16 protein-coding genes are annotated in these 18,983 nt (G+C 66.2%); 9 read left to right on the top strand and 7 right to left on the bottom strand.

What is annotated here, in order from left to right:
* Positions 1 to 49 precede the first annotated feature (49 nt).
* Entirely contained in the window at positions 50 to 1,165 is a 1,116-nt protein-coding gene (locus tag HWX87_RS13645; protein ID WP_176047594.1) for a succinylglutamate desuccinylase/aspartoacylase family protein, read from the top strand.
* Between the two features lie 178 nt (positions 1,166 to 1,343).
* On the opposite strand, the gene HWX87_RS13640 is transcribed toward HWX87_RS13645, so the two are convergent.
* Positions 1,344 to 2,291, bottom strand: coding sequence for a LysR family transcriptional regulator (locus HWX87_RS13640; RefSeq protein WP_176047593.1), 948 nt, complete (start codon positions 2,289 to 2,291; stop codon positions 1,344 to 1,346).
* A gap of 142 nt (positions 2,292 to 2,433) precedes the next feature.
* On the opposite strand from HWX87_RS13640, the gene HWX87_RS13635 reads away from it, so the two are divergent.
* The 5 genes from HWX87_RS13635 to HWX87_RS13615 all read left to right on the top strand — a co-directional run bounded on the left by HWX87_RS13635 (position 2,434) and on the right by HWX87_RS13615 (position 7,808).
* Positions 2,434 to 3,414 (top strand): amidohydrolase family protein, encoded by a 981-nt coding sequence (locus HWX87_RS13635; protein ID WP_176047592.1) that lies wholly within the window; start codon positions 2,434 to 2,436, stop codon positions 3,412 to 3,414.
* 238 nt (positions 3,415 to 3,652) lie between these two features.
* Positions 3,653 to 5,002: an aromatic acid/H+ symport family MFS transporter gene (locus HWX87_RS13630; RefSeq protein WP_176047591.1), complete on the top strand. Its 1,350-nt coding sequence runs from the start codon at positions 3,653 to 3,655 to the stop codon at positions 5,000 to 5,002.
* A gap of 85 nt (positions 5,003 to 5,087) precedes the next feature.
* Positions 5,088 to 6,164, top strand: coding sequence for a porin (locus tag HWX87_RS13625; RefSeq protein ID WP_208456529.1), 1,077 nt, complete (start codon positions 5,088 to 5,090; stop codon positions 6,162 to 6,164).
* 361 nt (positions 6,165 to 6,525) lie between these two features.
* Positions 6,526 to 7,629, top strand: a complete 1,104-nt coding sequence (locus HWX87_RS13620; protein ID WP_176047589.1) for a PDDEXK nuclease domain-containing protein — start codon at positions 6,526 to 6,528, stop codon at positions 7,627 to 7,629.
* 2 nt (positions 7,630 to 7,631) lie between these two features.
* Entirely contained in the window at positions 7,632 to 7,808 is a 177-nt protein-coding gene (locus HWX87_RS13615; RefSeq protein WP_176047588.1) for a hypothetical protein, read from the top strand.
* Here the strand turns inward: HWX87_RS13615 and HWX87_RS13610 are convergent, their stop codons facing one another.
* Entirely contained in the window at positions 7,809 to 8,597 is a 789-nt protein-coding gene (locus HWX87_RS13610) for an IclR family transcriptional regulator (protein WP_176047587.1), read from the bottom strand.
* A gap of 226 nt (positions 8,598 to 8,823) precedes the next feature.
* Here HWX87_RS13610 and pcaF point away from each other — a divergent pair, with 226 nt between their 5' ends.
* Entirely contained in the window at positions 8,824 to 10,026 is a 1,203-nt protein-coding gene (gene pcaF, locus HWX87_RS13605; protein WP_176047586.1) for a 3-oxoadipyl-CoA thiolase, read from the top strand.
* Positions 10,027 to 10,125: 99 nt separating this feature from the next.
* Here pcaF and HWX87_RS13600 read toward each other — a convergent pair whose 3' ends face one another.
* The 3 genes from HWX87_RS13600 to HWX87_RS13590 form a co-directional block, all read right to left on the bottom strand.
* Positions 10,126 to 10,653, bottom strand: a complete 528-nt coding sequence (locus HWX87_RS13600) for a DUF523 domain-containing protein (protein ID WP_176047857.1) — start codon at positions 10,651 to 10,653, stop codon at positions 10,126 to 10,128.
* Positions 10,654 to 10,727: 74 nt separating this feature from the next.
* Positions 10,728 to 11,288, bottom strand: a complete 561-nt coding sequence (locus HWX87_RS13595) for an N-acetyltransferase (protein ID WP_176047585.1) — start codon at positions 11,286 to 11,288, stop codon at positions 10,728 to 10,730.
* The gene (locus HWX87_RS13590; protein WP_176047584.1) at positions 11,285 to 12,142 is read right to left on the bottom strand and encodes a class I SAM-dependent methyltransferase; all 858 of its coding nucleotides are present in this window, start codon (positions 12,140 to 12,142) and stop codon (positions 11,285 to 11,287) included. Before HWX87_RS13590 ends, HWX87_RS13595 begins: the two co-directional genes overlap by 4 nt.
* Positions 12,143 to 12,453: 311 nt before the next feature.
* Here HWX87_RS13590 and HWX87_RS13585 point away from each other — a divergent pair, with 311 nt between their 5' ends.
* The gene (locus HWX87_RS13585) at positions 12,454 to 13,998 is read left to right on the top strand and encodes a PAS domain-containing methyl-accepting chemotaxis protein (RefSeq protein WP_176047583.1); all 1,545 of its coding nucleotides are present in this window, start codon (positions 12,454 to 12,456) and stop codon (positions 13,996 to 13,998) included.
* A gap of 409 nt (positions 13,999 to 14,407) precedes the next feature.
* Positions 14,408 to 15,952 carry a PAS domain-containing methyl-accepting chemotaxis protein gene (locus tag HWX87_RS13580; protein WP_176047582.1) on the top strand — a complete coding sequence of 515 codons (1,545 nt, stop codon included), beginning with the start codon at positions 14,408 to 14,410 and terminating at the stop codon, positions 15,950 to 15,952.
* Between the two features lie 116 nt (positions 15,953 to 16,068).
* Here HWX87_RS13580 and gabD read toward each other — a convergent pair whose 3' ends face one another.
* Together gabD and HWX87_RS13570 are read right to left on the bottom strand one after the other, a co-directional pair.
* Positions 16,069 to 17,538 (bottom strand): NADP-dependent succinate-semialdehyde dehydrogenase, encoded by a 1,470-nt coding sequence (gene gabD / locus HWX87_RS13575; RefSeq protein ID WP_176047581.1) that lies wholly within the window; start codon positions 17,536 to 17,538, stop codon positions 16,069 to 16,071.
* 89 nt (positions 17,539 to 17,627) lie between these two features.
* The gene (locus tag HWX87_RS13570) at positions 17,628 to 18,911 is read right to left on the bottom strand and encodes a 4-aminobutyrate--2-oxoglutarate transaminase (RefSeq protein WP_176047580.1); all 1,284 of its coding nucleotides are present in this window, start codon (positions 18,909 to 18,911) and stop codon (positions 17,628 to 17,630) included.
* Between the last annotated feature and the right edge of the window lie 72 nt (positions 18,912 to 18,983).

The following is an 18,983-nucleotide window of genomic DNA, read 5'->3' as shown; positions in this document are numbered from 1 at the left end:
GCAGGCCGATTCCTCCGATTCCCCTGTTTTCTTCCGTTCGAGATCATCGATGCAGATTCGCACCACGCCGCTCCTGTCGCCGTCGATCGGCACGCAGCGCACGCTGACGAGCTTTCATTTCGGGCCGGCCGATTCCGGCCGCAAGATCTACCTGCAGGCCGCACTGCACGCGGACGAGACGCCCGCGATGCTCGCGGCGTTCGTGCTGAAGCAGCGCCTCGCGCAGCTCGATGCCGACGGCCGGCTCGCGGCCGAGATCGTGCTCGTGCCGGTGTCGAACCCGGTCGGCCTCAATCATCATCTGCTCGGGCAGTTCATCGGCCGTTTCGACCTCGCAAGCGGCCGCAACTTCAATCGCGGCTTCCTGCCGCTCGCGGAGATCGCCGCGCGGGCGCGCGACCGGCTCGGCGACGACGGCGAACGCAATCGCGCGATCGTGCGCGAATGCGTCGGCGCGGCGCTCGACGACATCGCGCCGCGTACCGAATTCGACGCGCTGCAGCTTGCGCTGCTGAAGCTGTCGCACGACGCCGACGTCGTGATCGACCTGCATTGTTCGCTCGAAGCAGTGATGCACGTGTACACGAGCGATACCGCATGGCCGGACATCGAGCCGCTCGCGCGTTATCTCGGTGCGGAGGTGTCGCTGCTCGCCGAGGATTCGGGCGGACATGCGTTCGACGATGCGCATCACCTGCTGTGGTCGCAGTTGCCGCAGCATTTGCCGGAAGGCACGCCGATGGCGGCCGGCACGGTGGCCGTGACGGTCGAGTGCCGTGGCCAGCGCGACGTGACGTACGAATACGCTGAACGCGATGCCGGCGCGCTCGTCGACTATCTCGTCTGGTGCGGCGCGGTGCACGGCGAACGCGCGCCGCTGCCGCCGCTGGGCGCACCGGCCACGCCGCTCGCGGGCAGCGAGCAGTTCTACGCGCCGGTGAGCGGGATCCTCGTGCATCGCGCGGCGATCGGCGCGACGATCCGCGCCGGCGATCCGCTGTTCGATATCGTCGATCCGCTGACGGATGCGATCACGACGATTTCGAGCGGGACCGACGGCGTGTTCTACATGCGCCGCGCGATACGTTTCGTGACGGCCGGCGCGCCGCTCGGCCGCGTGACGGGCACGGTGCCGGTGCGCAAGGGGATGTTGCTCGGGGCGTGAGCGGCGTGGTGTCCTACAGGCTCATGGAACAGTTTCGTCCTTGTCAAATTGACCGCGTTGCCACGCATCACTAGATTGTGAGGCGCGGAGTTCGCTCCGCGTTCCGTGAGAAGAACGCTGGAACCAAGTGGAGTTGATACGGGCAGCCCTGGGTTGCCCGTTTTTTTTTGTGGTGAGCTTACGGCAACGCACTGAGGCGAAGGTCGTGAAACAGGTCGTAGACGAGCGAGCGCAGCCACTGATGCCCTTCGTCACGCTGGTAGCGTTCGTGCCAGAACTGCGCGATGTCGGCCGGCGCCGTGTCGAACGGCAACGGCACGGCACGCACGTCCTGCAGCCGCGACAGTACGCGGGCGAGGCGGCTTGGAATGCACGCGACGAGGTCGCTCGACGACACGATGCGTTCCAGTCCGAACGAATGTGCGAGCTGCAGCACGACATGGCGCGTGCTGCCGGCATGCGGCGACAGCGCATAAAGCGCCGCTTCGAAGTGCGCGTGGCTGCCGGCCGTCGGCGTGTAGCTCACATGGTCGGCCGCGAAGAACTGCTCGGCTGTGAGCGTCGAGCCGATCGTCGGATGGTCGTTGCGCACGAGTGCCACGTAGGTTTCGTGGAACAGCCGCTGCTGATGGAAATCGGCGTGCAGCCCGGTGAACATGCCGAGCGCGAGGTCGATCTGCCCGAGCTTCATCATCTGCTGCGCGGCATCGAGCGGCGGATCGGCCGTGACGATCCGGATGCCGGGTGCCACCTGGCGCAGGTGCGCGACGAGTGGCGGCATGAAGATCGCCTGCCCGAGATCGCTCGTGTACAGGCGGAAGGTGCGGGTCGACGTGGCCGGGTCGAATGCGCGGCCGGCCTGCAGCGCGGTGCGCAGCGAGGCGAGCCCTTCGTCGACGCGTGCTGCAATCGCGTCCGCGCGCGGCGTGGGCTGCATGCCGTCGGCCGTTTTCACGAACAGCGCGTCGTCGAACAGCGTGCGCAGCCGCTTCAGCGCGTTGCTGACCGACGGTTGCGTGAGGTGCAGCGCGTCCGCCGCGCGCGTCGTGCTGCGTGTGCGATACAGCACATCGAACACGAGCAGCAGGTTCAGGTCGATGTTGCGCAGATCGGGGTCGTGTTCCATCGCGTCGGTCGGTAGGCGGGTATAGATGCCGTGAATGACGGTATTCAACGTCGCAATTTAACAGGGCGCCGCGGCCCTCCTATGCTGGTTCCGATACGCCGCGCCACAGTGGCGCGGCGGCCCGGACATCACAGGAGGCAGCATGCGGGACAAGATCGCACTCGAGGAGCACTTTGCCACGCCGGACACGATCGGCGATTCCGAACACTACTTTACCGCCGACATCTGGCCGGCGCGACGCCGTCAACTGCTCGACGTGCAGGAGGAGCGCGTCGAGCGCATGGATGCATGCGGGATCGGCTACGCGATCCTGTCGCTGAACGCGCCGGCCGTCCAGGCGATCACCGACACGGGCCGTGCGATCGACGTCGCGCGGCGCGCGAACGACCTGCTAGCCGAACAGGTCGCGCGCCGGCCGGACCGCTTCGGCGCGTTTGCCGCGTTGCCGCTGCAGGACCCGGATGCCGCCGCGCGCGAGCTGGCGCGTGCGGTGACCGAACTCGGTTTCAAGGGCGCGCTCGTCAACGGCTTCTCGCAGATCGGCCACGCCGATAACGCGACCTACTACGATCTGCCGCAATTCCGGCCGTTCTGGGCCGAGGTTGCGCGGCTCGACGTGCCGTTCTACCTGCACCCGCGCAATCCGCTGCCGAGCCAGCAACTGGCGATCGAAGGCCATCCGTGGTTGATGGGGCCGGCGTGGGAGTTTTCACGCGAAACGGGTGTGCATGCGCTTCGCCTGATCGGCAGCGGCCTGTTCGACGAGCACCCGAACCTGACGGTGATCCTCGGTCATCTCGGCGAGCTCGCGCTGCACAACATCTGGCGCACGTCGCACTGGGCATCCCCGAACGGCAAGAATCCGATGGGCGTGAAGGCGAAGCGATCCTTCATCGATACGTTCCGCACGCATTTCTACGTCACGACGAGCGGCAATTTCCGCACGATCGCGATGCGCAACGCGATCGACGAGATCGGCAGCGACCGCGTGCTGTTCTCTGCCGACTATCCGTTTGAATCGATGGAGGAGGCGAGCGCATGGTTCGACGCTGCCGAGATCGGCGACAACGACCGGGAGAAGATCGGGCGGGACAACGCGAAGCGGTTGTTCCGGCTGGACTAAGAGGCGCGGGTGCCGCCGATTCGCCGGAACAATCCGGCGATATGTGGCGGCGCGCGATTCGGTGGTATCGAAAGGAGTTCGTAGTGCGAATGAATGATTGAAGTTGATCGGGACGATTGGCAACGGCCGCGGCAGACGGGCGTGCCGCGTCGTCCGCCGCGGCCGATGCCCAATGCCCGATGCATGGACCCGGCACAGGCCGTCCGGTCCGTCAGGATAAAACGAAGGAGACACCCTCTTGCAACCCACACCCACATTCGACGTGCAGCGCTGGATCGACGCGCTGCCGTTCTCACGCTTCCAGCTGGCGATTGCCTTGCAGTGTTTCGCCGTGGTTGCGCTCGATGGTCTCGACACAGCGCTGATCGGCTTCGTCGTGCCCGCGCTGCGCGGCGACTGGCATGCCGGTACGGCAGGCATCACGCTGCTGTTGGCGTCCGGCCTGGTCGGTCTCGCGGCGGGCGCGTTCTTCGCCGGGCCGCTCGGCGACCGGTTCGGCCGCAAGCGCCTGCTGGTTGGCTCGGTACTGTCCTTCGGCCTCTTCAGCACGCTGTGCGCCATCGCGCCGGATATGCATTCGTTGACGGCGCTGCGTTTCCTGACTGGCGTCGGCCTGGGCGCGGCGATGCCGAACGCGATCGCGATGACGTCCGAGTACAGCCCGCGCGCCCGCCGTGCGCTGGTCGTCACGACGATGTTCTGCGGTTTCACGTTCGGATCCGCGGCGGCGGGATTCATCGCCGCGCACGTGATTCCGCGTTACGGCTGGCATGCGATGTTCGTCATCGGCGGCGTGCTGCCGATCGCGCTCGGGCTCGTGATGCTTGCAGCGTTGCCTGAATCGATCCGTTTCCTGATTTATCGGCGCGCGCCGGCCGCGCAGATCGCGGTCGTGCTGCGCCGCATGTCGCACGATGCGCCGGACGGCGCGCAGTGCTTCGTCGCGGACGAGCCGGCGAGCGTCGCGGCGCGCTCGCCCGTGTCGCAACTGTTCGCGCGGCCGCTGCGGTTCGGCACGCTCGCGCTGTGGTGTGCGTTCTGGATGAACCTGCTGATCGTCTATCTTGTCACCAACTGGTTGCCGAGCCTGTTTCGCGAAGCGGGCTTCGATCTCGCCCAAGCGGCGATCGTCACCGCGATGTTCCAACTGGGCGGCACGGTCGGCGCGATTCTACTCGGGCGTGCGATGGACCGTTTCAATGCATACGCGGTGCTGGTGGCTGCCTATCTCGCCAGTGCGCTGTGCGTGTTCCTCGTCGCGTGGCACTACGACGACCTGCCGTCGCTGTGCATCGGCATCTTTGGAATCGGCTTCGGCGTCGCCGGCTCGCAAACCGGGGCCAATGCGCTCGCGGCCGATTTCTATCCGACCGGCAGCCGTGTGACGGGCGTGAGTTGGGCGCTCGGTGTCGGCCGGCTCGGCGCGATCGCGGGCTCGTTCGTCGGCGCGCTGGTGATGGCGAGTGCGATGGGGCTGTCGGGCGTCTTCATGATACTGATCGTGCCGATCGTCTGTGCCGCCGTCGCGATCAGTGCGATGGGGCTGCGTTACACCCGTGTGGGCGGCTATGCGAAAGCCGTCGAGTAAGCGCAAGCGATTGCATTCCCCATGCAACGAGGAGACCCCGATGCAGACGTCGGCACGCCGCCGCCGCGTGGCCATGATTTTCGTAATGCTGAATACTGTGGCCACAAGCGCCGCCCATGCACAGAGCAGCGTGACGCTGTACGGCAGCCTGGACGCCGGCGTTGCGTACGTGAACAATCGCGCGGGCAGCCCACAGGTCGCGATGCTGCAGGGCGTGATGCAGCCCGACCGCATCGGCTTTCTGGGCAACGAGGAACTTGGCGCCGGCTGGCGCGCGGTGTTCCGGCTCGAGAACGGCTTCGCGACCAACACGGGCGCGCTGATGCGCAGCGGCACGCTGTTCAACCGGCAGGCGTACGTCGGAGTATCGTCGGAGCGGGCCGGGACGATCACGCTCGGCCAGCAGACCGCGTTCAACTATGACTGGCTCGCGCCGATGGGCAGCGGCTTTCAGTCGTCGAACCTGCTCGTGGCGCATCCGGGCAACCTCGACGGGCTGGTCGAGACGATGTCGGCGCAGGAGAGCAATGTCGTGAAATACCGTTCGCCCGCGTTGTCGGGGGTGAGGGTCGGGCTGCTGTTCGGGCTCGGTGGCGTGCCCGGCAATTTTTCGAGCGGACGCATTGCGGGGGCGGGTATCGATTACGTAAACGGACCGGTCGGGCTGGCCGCCGCTTACGTCAACGAGCACGACCGCGCGCTCGGCCCGATGCTCGGCGATACGACCGCGGGCCTCGGCCTGTCGACGTTCCAGGGGCGCCCGGCACTGTCGTACGTGGCTGACAAGGTCGAGAACGCGGGCATCGGCGCACGCTACGACTGGGGCAAAGTGCGGCTGCACGCGCTGTACACCTACGTGAGGCTGAAGGCCGGCACGCAGACGGATTCGTACCGCACGTTCGACGCGGGCGCCACGTGGCAGGCGGCGCCGGCCAATGCCGTGGGCGGGGGACTGTCGACGACGTCGTTCATCGGCCGCCGCTATCTGTCAGCCTCGCTAGGGGATGTGCATGCGCTGTCGAAGCGTACGCAGGGGTACCTGCATGCGATTGCGCAGCAGGCGACGGGGAGCGCGGCGGCGCGCGCCTCGATCTTCGCGATCGGCGCGTCGGGCACGCAGCGGCAGCTTGCAATTGTCGCGGGTATTCATCACTTGTTTTGAGCGGGCAGTAGCGAGCCGCTGTCGACGGCGGGGATACGGCGTTCGCTCAACCGTGGGTTGCCACCCGTTCTGAAACCGTCTGTTCCACCTGACGAACATCCGGAACGTGACGCTGATGCACTCGCCGAGGTGGCGTGAGGCGACGTGGAGCGCGGCGATCACGCGCCGCTCGACCGCGTGTCGGGCACGGTGCTGGTACGAGCGAGCAGGGTGCTTGGCGTGCGGGCGGTATGGTGTCCTACAGGTGTAGCACAATTTCGTTCGTGTCAGATAGACCGGGTCTTGTCCCCTCACTAAATTGTGTTGCGCGGTTATTTCCGTGTTCCGCGGAGGTGACCGCATGGGCAACAGGACGCTTTCTATGACAACCACGAAAAGAGCTGTCGTGCCGGCCGGCTATGCCGGCGTCCATGGTGGCATCGTCGAATTGCTAGAGGCCGCACGCCATGCGGCAGCCCGCAAGGTCAATGCGCTGATGACGGCGAGTTATTGGGAAATTGGTCGCCGCATCGTGGAGGCCGAACAGCAGGGGCGGCGGCGTGCAGGTTACGGCGAGCAGTTGATCGAGCGGCTGGCGAGTGACCTCACCGGACGGTTCGGTCGCGGGTTCAGTCGCCAGAACTTGCAGCAGATGCGGTCGTTCTTCCTGACCTGGCCAATTCGCCAGACAGTGTCTGGCGAATCTTCCCCTGTATTGGTACACCCGAGACGTCTCGACGAACTGGCGCAGTTATTCACGCTGCCGTGGTCGGCCTATGTGCGGCTGCTGTCGGTCAAGGACGACGAGGCACGCCGGTTCTACGAGGCCGAAGCCCTGCGTGGTGGATGGAGCGTACGCCAGCTCGACAGGCAGATCGGCAGCCAGTTCTACGAACGCACGGCGCTGTCCAGGGACAAGGCCGCGATGCTGGTCAAGGGTGGGATACGCAAGCCGGCGGATGTTGTCACACCCGACGACGCGATCAAAGACCCTTATGTGCTGGAGTTTCTGAACCTTAAGGACGAGTATTCGGAGTCCGACCTTGAAGGTGCGCTGATCGAGCGGCTGGAAGATCTTCTGATCGAGCTTGGCGAGGGGTTTGCCTTTGTCGGGCGCCAGCGCCGGTTGCGTATCGACCAGACCTGGTATCGGGTGGACTTGCTATTTTTCCATCGCCGGCTGCGCTGTCTCGTCGTCGTCGACTTGAAGCTCGGCAGCCTGACCCATGCAGACGTGGGCCAGATGCACCTGTATTGCAACTACGCCAAGGCACACTGGACGCTTCCCGACGAGAACCCGCCGGTGGGTTTGATCCTCTGCGCGGACAAGGGGCATGCACTTGCGCGGTATGCGCTGGAGGGCTTGCCTACCAAGGTCATGGCAGCAAATTATCGAACCATGCTGCCGGATGCCGAATTGTTGCAACGAGAACTGGAGAACACGCGACGCATGCTGGAGTCTCGCATCATGCCGCCACGACGATAGCGATGCGCGCTGATACGGCCGGTGGCGTTGGTCTGGCGGAGTGTGCCGGTCCGTATCGGAACGACACCTTTGCCGGCTCGGTGCTGGCGACGATACCAGGCGCCGATGCCGCGCCGCCCGTGTCGAAGAACCGGAGGGGCGGCAACGGTTTCATCGTTGCCGAGCGTGACAGCTCGTAATCACCCCCGCCGCGCCACCAGCTCCGACACCGTCTGCGCGGCCTGCTGCAGCGGCCCGAGAAACTCCTTCACCATCTGCTTCGCGGTGTGCCGCTGCGCGTTGCCGCTGATGTTCATCGCCGCGATGATCTGCCCGCGCCGGTTGCGGATCGGCGCGGACAGCGACATCAGGCCCACTTCGAGTTCCTGGTCGACCACGGCCCAGCCCTGCTGGCGCACCTGCGCGATCGTCGCCTTCAGTTCGCCGAGATCCGTGATCGTGCGCGGCGTATGCGCGCGGATGCCGCTCTGCGCGAGCGTTTCGTCGAGCGCCGCGTCGTCGAGCGCGGACAGCAGCACGCGACCCATCGACGTACAGTACGCGGGCAGCCGGCTGCCGATCGACAGGTTGATCGTCATGATCTTGTGCGTCGGCACGCGCAGCACGTAGACGATCTCGGTGCGGTCGAGCACTGCGGCCGAGCAGCTTTCGTGGATCTGTGCGGACAGCTGCTCCATCACCGGGTCGGCCAGATTCCAGAACGGCATCGACGTGAGATACGCGAAGCCGAGCTCGAGGATCTTCGGCGTGAGCCGGAACAGCCGGCCGTCGGCCTCGACATAGCCGAGCGTCTGCAGCGTGAGCAGGATCCGGCGCGCGCCCGCGCGCGTGAGCCCGGTGGCCGACGCGACTTCGGTGAGCGTCTGCTCGGGGCGTGTCGCGTCGAACGCGCGGATCACCGCGAGGCCGCGTGCGAACGACTGCACATAGGAGTCGCCGGGTTTCGTCTGAGTGTCTTCGGTTGTCATGAGCGCCAGGAATGTCGTGCAGCCGAGAAGATAGCGCATGGGGCCTGACACGCCAACCGCGCGACGGACCGCGCGCTTGACAGGTCGTCCCTGCACTCCCTATGATGCGTTGAACGTTCGATACACGACCTTATGTTCGTATATAGAACATTTAAGCGCATCCCGGCGGGCAATGCAAGGGGCGCGCCCTGTTCATTTCCCAGCCTTCATGGGACCGGAGACACTGATGACCGAAGCTTTTCTGTGTGATGCGATCCGTACGCCGATCGGGCGTTACGGCGGTGCACTGTCCGGCGTGCGCGCCGACGACCTGGGCGCGGTGCCGCTCAAGGCGCTCGTCGAGCGCAACCGCGACGTCGACTGGACGGCGATCGACGACGTGATCTACGGCTGCGCGAACCAGGCCGGCGAGGACAACCGCAACGTCGCGCGCATGTCGGCGCTGCTCGCGGGCCTGCCGCAGGGCGTGCCGGGTTCGACGATCAACCGCCTGTGCGGGTCCGGGATGGATGCGGTCGGCGTGGCCGCACGCGCGATCAAGTCGGGCGAAGCCGCGCTGATGGTTGCAGGCGGCGTCGAGAGCATGACGCGCGCGCCGTTCGTGATGGGCAAGGCCGCCAGCGCGTTCGCGCGCCAGGCCGACATCTTCGATACGACGATCGGCTGGCGCTTCGTCAATCCGCTGATGAAACAGTTGTACGGCGTCGATTCGATGCCGGAGACGGGCGAGAACGTCGCCACCGATTACAACGTCAGCCGTGCCGACCAGGATCTGTTCGCGCTGCGCAGCCAGCAGAAGGCCGCGCGCGCGCAGCAGGACGGTACGCTCGCCGAGGAAATCGTATCGGTCACGATTCCGCAGAAGAAGGGCGATCCGGTCGTCTTCTCGCGCGACGAGCATCCGCGTGAAACGTCGCTCGAAGCGCTCGCGAAGCTGAAGGGCGTCGTGCGCCCGGACGGCACGGTGACGGCCGGCAACGCGTCGGGCGTCAACGACGGCGCCGCCGCGCTGCTGCTCGCGAACGAGGAAACCGCGAAGCGCTTCGGCCTGACGCCGCGTGCACGCGTGCTCGGCATCGCGACGGCTGGCGTCGCACCGCGCGTGATGGGTATCGGCCCGGCACCGGCCACGCAGAAGCTGCTCGCGCGGCTCGGGATGACGATCGACCAGTTCGACGTGATCGAGCTGAACGAGGCGTTCGCGTCGCAGGGCCTCGCGGTGCTGCGCATGCTCGGCGTCGCCGATGACGATCCTCGCGTGAACCCGAACGGCGGCGCGATCGCGCTCGGCCACCCGCTCGGCGCATCGGGTGCGCGCCTCGTGACGACCGCGATGTACCAGCTGCATCGTACGAACGGCCGCTTCGCGCTGTGCACGATGTGCATCGGCGTCGGCCAGGGCATCGCGATCGCGATCGAACGCGTCTGATCGGCGTGACGGGGTAAAGCGGCCGGACATGTGCAGCTTCACCGCCGTTTTGCTTCGCAACGATGGGCGGCACGAGGACTCTCGTGCCGCCCATCGTCGTTAACCGGCTTCCGATAGCTGCCTGAGGCGCGCGTCGAGCGCATCGATCTCGGTGTCCGCGAACACCTCGATACCGTGCCCGCGCAGCAACGCCGCCGTCACCCCGGCGCCCGCATGCCGCCGGTTCGCGAAACTTCCGTCATAGATGAACGTGCTGCCGCACGACGGGCTGCCGTCGGCGAGGATCGCGAAGCGGCAGTCGTGCGCTTGCGCGAGTGCCAGCGCGGTGTGCGCGCCGGAAACGAACGGCGCCGTCACGTCGGTGCCGTTCATGTCGACGATGCGTGCGGCACCCGACAACACCTGCTGCCCCGATTCGCCGCCGGCGATTTCGGCAGGCGGGCGCGGCACGCTGAAGCCGCCCGCCAGTTCCGGGCAGACGGGTACGAGACGCCCTTCGCGCTGCCACCGTTCGAGCGCCTCGTGCGCGGCGGTCTTCGCCGAACCGTTGTAACGGACCGGATGGCCGACCACGCACATGCTGACGAGAATTTTCGGCGTGGCGTGCGGCTGCGGGTCGTTCTTCAATGTCATGCTCCGTGACGTCTGATGGCGGCTGCGGCAGAGCGGGAAATTCTACGCTTCATCCGCGCGCCGGACCGTCAGGCCGCCGGCCCTTCCAGATGAATGTCCTCGGGTTCGAGCGCGTAAAGCTCGGGGTCGGGCGAAGCGCTGACCGTGAAGCCGAGCCGCAGGTAGAAGTCGATCGTGCGCTGCGACGGCGTGGCCGACACGTACAGGCGTTGGGCACCCATCGCGCGCGCCTGTGCCTCGGCCACGCGATAGAGCTGCTCGCCGAGCCCGCAGCCGCGCCAGTCGTGGCTCACGTGCAGGAACTTCAGCTGCAGCATGTCGCGTTGCGGGCCGAGCGGCCGGCTGTCGATGATCACCGCCGCGACGAGCCGCGCATCGTCGAACCTGCCGAGGAACCAGCCGCCGCGATCGTGGCAGTCGAGCAGGATCGGGGTGTAGTGGTCGGCTTCGCCGTCGGGCCAGCCGGCGACGTCGTAGAACTCGGGCACGAGGTGCAGCGCGCCGTCGCGCAGCACATACAGGTGCTCGATGATTTCGCGCCGGTCGATGGTCCACACGAGCGACACATCGTCGCGCGCGAGCGGGCGGGCGGACAGCGCGTCGCGCGCGGCGGCGGTGCGGCGCGTCATGCGGCCACCCGGTGCGCGGCGATCGCGTACATCAGCGGCAGGCGTGGCATGCCATCGGGCGGCACCATCCGGTGGCCGTCCAGCTCGCGCATGCCGTCGAAGCCTTTCCAGCCGTTCGCGTACGGATATTCGTTCAGGCGGTCGATCGCGAGCCCGGCCGACACGAGCGCATTCACCACGTCGCCGATGCCCCACATGAACTCGTAGCTCGGATGCGGGTTCGCGAAATCGACGACACCCGGGTGGTCGTGCTGCGCGCCGAGCCCCGTGCCGGACGCCGCGACGTAATCGCCGATGCCGGTGGGCTCCTCGGTCGCATCGCGCTTGAAGTAGTCGTAGTGCGGCTGCCAGTGTTCGTCGAAATACAGTGCGAATGGATGGAACTCGACCATCGCGAAGCGGCCGCCCGGCGCGAGCAGCGCGGCGATCCCGCGGGCCCACGCGTTCAGGTCGGACAGCCAGCAGATCGCGCCATACGACGTGAACACGCGATCGAAGCGCTCGCCGCGCGCGGCCGCTTCCGGCATCCAGTCGAGCACGTCGGCGCGCTCGAACCGCGCGGGCAGGCCCGCGTCGGCCGACAGTTGCCGTGCGAAGCCGATCGCCTCGTCGGAGATGTCGACGCCGGTGGCATCCGCGCCTGCGCGCACGAGGCTCAACGTGTCCTGACCCGCGTTGCATTGCAGGTGCAGAAGTCGCACGCCCGCGAGATCGCCGAGCAGTTCACGCTCTTCCGGAAACAGCGTCGAGCCGCCATCGCGGAAAAACGCGGCCTGATCGCCTTTATGGCTGTTATGCGCGACTGTCGCCGTATTCCAGGACAGCCGATTCAGTTCGTGCAATGCCTTTTTCATCGAATTCGAATTCCGGTGGAATGGAGCAGGATAGGTCAAATCGTTTCGCCGCGCGCAACGGATGCCGGCACTGGCACGCCGGACGGCGCGTTGTGACAGGCGGACAAACGCGCGCGGCGATTATCGCCGGTTTATTTGATCGAAATCATGGTAATGACCGGATTGCATATTTTATGCACGGCAGGATTAAGGTTTTCCGCCGAATTGCCGACAGTAGGGACGAGAGTGTCGTAAAGCGATCAACCGTTTTTCGGCTACTGAGCGTGATTTCAGCGCGGCGCGGACAACAGATCCGCCTTTCGGAGCCTTGCATGCGCAATAACCAGCCCGTTACCCAACAGGAATTCGATTTTCCCGACGACGTCACGCTGATGTCGACGACCGATGCCGACAGCTATATCACCTACGCGAACACGACGTTCTCGCAGGTAAGCGGCTTCTCGAACGAGGAACTCGTCGGCCAGCCGCACAATGCCGTGCGCCACCCGGACATGCCGCGCGAGGCGTTCGCCGACATGTGGGCGACGCTCAAGCGAGGCGAGCCGTGGACCGCGCTCGTGAAGAACCGCCGCAAGAACGGCGACCACTACTGGGTGCGTGCGAACGCGATTCCGGTGATGCGCAATGGCGAGCCGCAGGGCTACATGTCGGTGCGCACGAAAGCCCCGAGCGACGAGGCCGAGGCCGCCGAAGCGCTGTATCGCGCGTTTCGCGAAGGCAAGGCCGGCCAGCGCCGCTTCCACAAGGGGCTCGTGATCCGCACGGGGCTGCTGCGTATCGCTTCGTTGCCGCAGACCATGTCGGTGCGCGCGCGCGTGCATTCGGCGCTGTGCGTGCTGGCGCCGGCCGTCGTCGGCGCGGGCTGGGCATGCGGGCTGACCGGCGGCGGGCTCGCGGCGTTCGCCGGTGCGACGGTCGGCGCGGCGGCCGCGGCCGGCTGGTGGCTCGATGCGCAGATCGTGCAACCGTTGCAGCGCTTGCACGAGCAGGCGCTGAACGTCGCGACCGGTGAAAGCCGGCGCGGCGTGCGGATGAACCGCGTCGACGAGATCGGCATGACGCTGCGCACGATCAACCAGCTCGGGCTGATGTTCCGCTGGCTCGTCGACGACGTCAGCGAGCAGGTACACAACGTGCAGCGCGCGAGCAACGAGATCGCGCAGGGCAACAGCGACTTGAGCGCGCGCACCGAGCAGGCCGCGTCGAGCGTGCAGCAGACGGCCGCATCGATGGCCGAGATGACGGCGACCGTGTCGAGCAATGCGGAGACGGCGCTGCAGGCGAATCAGCTGTCGGTGTCGGCGAGCGATGCGGCCGAGCGCGGCGGGCAGGCGGTCAGCGAGGTCGTCACGACGATGAGCGACATCACCGACAGCTCGCGCAGGATCGCGGACATCATCGGCGTGATCGACGGCATCGCATTCCAGACCAACATTCTCGCGTTGAATGCGGCCGTCGAGGCCGCGCGCGCGGGCGAACAAGGGCGCGGTTTCGCGGTCGTTGCGGGCGAGGTGCGCGCGCTCGCGCAGCGCAGTGCGAACGCGGCGAAGGAGATCAAGACGCTGATCGGCGCGAGCGTCGAGCGCGTGGAGTCGGGCGCGCGGATCGTCGATGGCGCGGGCAAGACGATGGAGGACATCGTCACGCAGGTACAGCGCGTGTCGGATTTGATCGCGGAGATCAGCTCGTCGACGGCCGAACAGAGCACGGGCGTGGCGCAGGTCGACCAGGCGGTCGTGCATCTGGACAACATCACGCAACAGAACGCGGCGCTCGTCGAGCAGAGCACGGCGGCGTCGGAGAGCCTGAAGCAGCAGGCGACGCGTCTCGTGGACGCGGTGAACGTGTTCAGGTGATCGCCGCAAGCGTGCGCGACGGGCGGACCCGATTGATGAATCCCGAACGTCGCGCGCAATGCGCATTCAGGTTTTCGATTCAATCAAATCGAGTCAAACGAGAAATATTCGTATTCCGGATTTGCGGTTGTGCATTAAATCGAAGTGAATGAATTGCGATCAATGGTCAGACGAATGGTCGTCAAACCGTTGCCCAGTATGGTGTTTCGTTTCATCCATAAACAAATCATTCGGTAAAAACAAGATGATGCATATTTAATGCATATTTTCCCGAATACACCATAATGTTTTCGTAAAATTTGCCGAAAGCGCAGGAGCCAGGCCAGCGCGCATGCGGATCGACCGACATGCGCGGGCCTCGAATCAATCGACAAGCGGACGCAAGATCCGTTACCCGGAGCTCCTCACCATGCGCAACAACCAGCCCGTCACGCAACGCGAATTCGATTTTCCCGATGACGCGACGCTGATGTCGACGACCGATGCCGACAGCTACATCACGTACGCAAACGCGGCATTCATCCAGGTCAGCGGATTTTCTCCCGAGGAGATCGAAGGTCAGCCGCACAACGTCGTGCGCCACCCGGACATGCCGAAGGAGGCATTCGCCGACATGTGGGCGACGCTCAAGGGCGGCGAGCCGTGGACCGCGCTCGTGAAGAACCGCCGCAAGAACGGCGACCACTACTGGGTGCGCGCGAACGCGATTCCGGTGATGCGCAACGGCCAGCCGAAAGGCTATATGTCGGTGCGCACGAAGGCGACGCGTGACGAGATCGCGGCCGCGGAGGCGCTGTATCGCGATTTCCGCGAAGACAAGGCCGGCAATCGCCGCTTCCACAAGGGGTTGATCGTCCGCACGGGCGTGATGCGTGTCGCGTCGCTGTTCCAGACGATGTCGGTGCGTGCGCGCGTGCATTCGACGCTGTGTGTGCTGGCGCCGGCCGTCGTCGGCGCGGGCTGGGCATGCGGGCTGACCGGCGGCGCACTGGCCGTGTTTGCCGGCGCGGCGGTCGGCGTGACGGTGGCCGCCGGCTGGTGGCTCGACGCGCAGATCGTGCAGCCGCTTCGACAGTTGCGCGACGAGGCGCTGCGCGTTGCGACCGGCGAGAGCCGTAGCAGCGTGCGTATGAATCGCGTCGACGAGATCGGCATGACGCTGCGCACGATCAACCAGCTCGGGCTGATGTTCCGCTGGCTCGTCGACGACGTCAGCGAACAGGTGCTGAACGTGCAGCGCGCGAGCAACGAGATCGCGCAGGGCAACAACGACCTGAGCGCGCGCACCGAACAGGCATCGTCGAGCGTGCAGCAGACGGCCGCGTCGATGGCCGAGATGACGGCGACCGTGTCGAGCAATGCGGAGACGGCGCTGCAGGCGAATCAGCTGTCGGTTTCCGCGAGTGAAGCGGCCGGGCGCGGTGGGCGGGCAGTGAGCGAAGTCGTGACGACGATGAACGACATCACCGCCAGCTCGCGGAAGATCTCGGACATCATCGGCGTGATCGACGGCATCGCGTTCCAGACCAACATCCTTGCGCTGAACGCGGCCGTGGAGGCGGCGCGGGCTGGCGATCAGGGGCGCGGCTTCGCGGTGGTTGCCGGTGAGGTACGGGCGCTCGCGCAGCGCAGCGCGAACGCGGCGAAGGAGATCAAGACGCTGATCGGCGCGAGCGTCGAGCGCGTGGAGTCGGGCGCGCGGATCGTCGATGGCGCGGGCAAGACGATGGAGGATATCGTCACGCAGGTACAGCGCGTGTCGGATTTGATCGCGGAGATCAGCTCGTCGACGGCCGAGCAGAGCACGGGTGTGGCGCAGGTCGACCAGGCGGTCGTGCATCTGGACAACATCACGCAGCAGAATGCGGCGCTCGTCGAGCAGAGCACGGCGGCGTCGGAGAGCCTGAAGCAGCAGGCGACGCGGCTGGTGGATGCGGTGAACGTGTTTCGGTGATCCGGGGGGGAGAGAAGTGACGCGGGCACGACGGAGAGGGACGCCGGCCCGCGTCGGACCGCCCGGTTCCGGCCGGGCGGTCAGGGCCTGCCGCCGAAGCGGCAGGCCCTGAACCGTCAGACGGCGAGGCAGAGGTACTTGATCACGACGTAGTCGTCGATGCCGTAGTGCGAGCCCTCGCGGCCGAGGCCCGATTGCTTCACGCCACCGAACGGCGCGACTTCGTTCGAGATCAGGCCCGTGTTCACGCCGACCATCCCGTATTCGAGCGCTTCCGCAACCTTCCACACGCGGCCGATGTCGCGGCTGAAGAAGTACGCGGCCAGGCCGAATTCGGTGTCGTTCGCGAGGCCGATCACCTCGTCGTCGCTGCTGAACTTGAACAGCGGCGCGAGCGGCCCGAACGTCTCTTCCTTCGCGACCTTCATCGCCGGCGTGACGCCCGTCAGCACGGTCGGCTCGAAGAAGCCGTGGCCGAGCGCGTGGCGCTTGCCGCCCGTCACGACGGTCGCACCCTTCGCGAGCGCGTCCTCGATGTGCGCCTCGACCTTCAGCACGGCCGCTTCGTTGATCAGCGGGCCCTGCGTGACGCCCGGCTCCGTGCCGCGGCCGACCTTCAGCTGGCCGACTGCCGCCGCGAGCTTCTGCGCGAACTGGTCGTACACGGCTTCATGCACGTAGAAGCGGTTCGTGCACACGCACGTCTGGCCGCTGTTGCGGTACTTCGACGCGATCGCGCCCTGCACGGCCGCGTCGAGATCGGCGTCGTCGAACACGATGAACGGCGCGTTGCCGCCCAGCTCCAGCGATACCTTCTTGACCGTCGCAGCGCATTGCGACATCAGCAGGCGGCCGACCGGCGTCGAGCCGGTGAACGACAGCTTGCGCACGATCGGGTTCGACGTCATTTCACCGCCGATCGCCTTCGGGTCGCCCGTGACGACGCTGAACACGCCGGCCGGCACGCCCGCGCGCTCGGCCAGCACGGCCATCGCGAGTGCGGAGAACGGCGTGGCCTCGGCCGGCTTCACGACGATCGGGCAGCCTGCCGCGAGGGCCGGGCCGACCTTGCGCGTGATCATCGCCGCCGGGAAGTTCCACGGCGTGATCGCCGCGCACACACCGATCGCTTCCTTCGTCACGACGATGCGCTTGTCGCTCGCCGGCGTCGGGATCGTGTCGCCGTATACGCGCTTGCCTTCTTCAGCGAACCACTCGAGGAACGATGCCGCGTAGCCGATCTCGCCCTTCGCTTCGGCCAGCGACTTGCCTTGCTCGGTCGTCAGGATCAGCGCGAGGTCGTCGGCGTTTTCCATCATCAGGTCGTGCCACTTGCGCAGGATGACCGCGCGTTCCTTCGCGGTCTTCTTGCGCCACGCCGGCCATGCGGCGTTCGCGGCGTCGATCGCGTGACGCGTCTCGGCCGTGCCCATCGCCGGCACGGTGCCGAGCAGGCCGCCCGTCGCCGGGTTGCGGACTTCGAACGTCTCGCCGTTCGTCGCGCCTTGCCATTCGCCGTTGACGTACGCCTGCTGGCGGAACAGCGACGGATCTTTCAGTGCCAGGGTTTCCTGAACAGTGCTCATATGAATCGCCTGCTTTGAAAAGGACGGGTAAAACGGCCGCCGCCGTCGTGAAGACGGCGGCGGCGCATTCAATTGGAGTCGACGGGAACTCAGGCCGGCACGCCGACCGTTTCCTTCAGCACTTCCTCGAGGATCACGAGCGCTTCGTTGAACACGGCCTCGGGAATCGTCAGCGGGAACAGGAAGCGCACGACGTTCGAGTACACGCCGCACACGAGCAGCAGCAGGCCGCGCTCGAGCGCACGCGTCTGCACGCGCTTCGTGAACTCGGCATCCGGCTCGCCCGAACCCGGCTTCAGGAACTCGACCGCGATCATCGCGCCCGGGCCGCGCACGTCGGCGATCTGCGGCACGTCGGCCTGCAGCGCGTTCAGCTTCGCCTTCAGCACGTCGCCGAGTTGCGTGGCGCGCTCGCACAGCTTCTCTTCGTCGATGATTTCGAGCACCGCGTGCGCCGACGCGACGGCCAGCGGGTTGCCCGCGTACGTGCCGCCGAGGCCGCCCGGCGCCGCCGCGTCCATCACGTCCGCACGGCCGACGACGCCCGACAGCGGCATGCCGCCTGCGAGGCTCTTCGCCATCGTGATCAGGTCGGCCAGCACGTCGTAGTGCTGCATCGCGAACAGCTTGCCGGTACGCGCGAAGCCCGTTTGCACTTCGTCGGCGATCAGCAGGATGCCGTGTTCGTTACAGATCTTGCGCAGCGCGCGCACGAATTCGGCCGGCGCCGCGTAGAAGCCGCCTTCGCCCTGGACCGGTTCGAAGATGATCGCGGCGACGCGCTTCGGATCGATGTCGGCCTTGAACAGCATCTCGATCGCCTTGATCGAGTCGGCCGTCGTCACGCCGTGCAGCGCGTTCGGGTACGGAGCGTGGAAGACGTCGCCCGGGAACGGGCCGAAGTTCAGCTTGTACGGGGCGACCTTGCCGGTCAGCGCCATGCCCATCATCGTGCGGCCGTGGAAGCCGCCCGAGAACGCGATGACGCCCGGACGGCCGGTCGCTGCACGCGCGATCTTGACCGCGTTCTCGACGGCTTCGGCGCCGGTCGTGAAGAACGCGGTCTTTTTCGGGAAGTCGCCCGGCGCGCGGGCGTTGATCTTCTCGGCCAGCTCGACGTACGACGCGTACGGGACGATCTGGTAAGCGGTGTGCGTGAAGCTGTTCAGTTGGTCCGAGATCGCCTTGACGATCTTCGGGTGGCGGTGGCCCGTGTTCAGCACCGCGATGCCGGCGGCGAAATCGATGAAGCGGCGGCCTTCGACATCCCACAGTTCCGCGTTCTCGGCGCGGGCTGCGTAGAAATCGCACATCACGCCGACGCCGCGCGGGGTGGCGGCGTTCTTGCGGGCCTGCAGGTCGGCATTCTTCACGGTCATCTCCTTGATGTTCTTTCCGGTGAGGTGAAAATCGGGCGCCTTGGCAGCCCATGGAGGCGACTATAA

Source organism: Burkholderia sp. BCC1644 (genome assembly GCF_902833225.1).
GTDB lineage: Bacteria > Pseudomonadota > Gammaproteobacteria > Burkholderiales > Burkholderiaceae > Burkholderia.
The sequence above is the reverse complement of the archived record's forward strand: the minus strand, read 5'-3'. Positions and strand labels throughout refer to the sequence as shown.

Excerpts from the sequence above, each read along its gene's own strand:
- HWX87_RS13645 (WP_176047594.1), top strand. The coding sequence starts at position 50 with ATGCAGATTCGCACCACGCCGCTCCTGTCGCCGTCGATCGGCACGCAG.
- HWX87_RS13640 (WP_176047593.1), bottom strand. The coding sequence starts at position 2,291 with ATGGAACACGACCCCGATCTGCGCAACATCGACCTGAACCTGCTGCTC.
- HWX87_RS13635 (WP_176047592.1), top strand. The coding sequence starts at position 2,434 with ATGCGGGACAAGATCGCACTCGAGGAGCACTTTGCCACGCCGGACACG.
- HWX87_RS13625 (WP_208456529.1), top strand. The coding sequence starts at position 5,088 with ATGCTGAATACTGTGGCCACAAGCGCCGCCCATGCACAGAGCAGCGTG.
- HWX87_RS13620 (WP_176047589.1), top strand. The coding sequence starts at position 6,526 with ATGACAACCACGAAAAGAGCTGTCGTGCCGGCCGGCTATGCCGGCGTC.
- HWX87_RS13615 (WP_176047588.1), top strand. The coding sequence starts at position 7,632 with ATGCGCGCTGATACGGCCGGTGGCGTTGGTCTGGCGGAGTGTGCCGGT.
- HWX87_RS13610 (WP_176047587.1), bottom strand. The coding sequence starts at position 8,597 with ATGACAACCGAAGACACTCAGACGAAACCCGGCGACTCCTATGTGCAG.
- pcaF (WP_176047586.1), top strand. The coding sequence starts at position 8,824 with ATGACCGAAGCTTTTCTGTGTGATGCGATCCGTACGCCGATCGGGCGT.
- HWX87_RS13595 (WP_176047585.1), bottom strand. The coding sequence starts at position 11,288 with ATGACGCGCCGCACCGCCGCCGCGCGCGACGCGCTGTCCGCCCGCCCG.
- HWX87_RS13590 (WP_176047584.1), bottom strand. The coding sequence starts at position 12,142 with ATGAAAAAGGCATTGCACGAACTGAATCGGCTGTCCTGGAATACGGCG.
- HWX87_RS13585 (WP_176047583.1), top strand. The coding sequence starts at position 12,454 with ATGCGCAATAACCAGCCCGTTACCCAACAGGAATTCGATTTTCCCGAC.
- HWX87_RS13580 (WP_176047582.1), top strand. The coding sequence starts at position 14,408 with ATGCGCAACAACCAGCCCGTCACGCAACGCGAATTCGATTTTCCCGAT.
- gabD (WP_176047581.1), bottom strand. The coding sequence starts at position 17,538 with ATGAGCACTGTTCAGGAAACCCTGGCACTGAAAGATCCGTCGCTGTTC.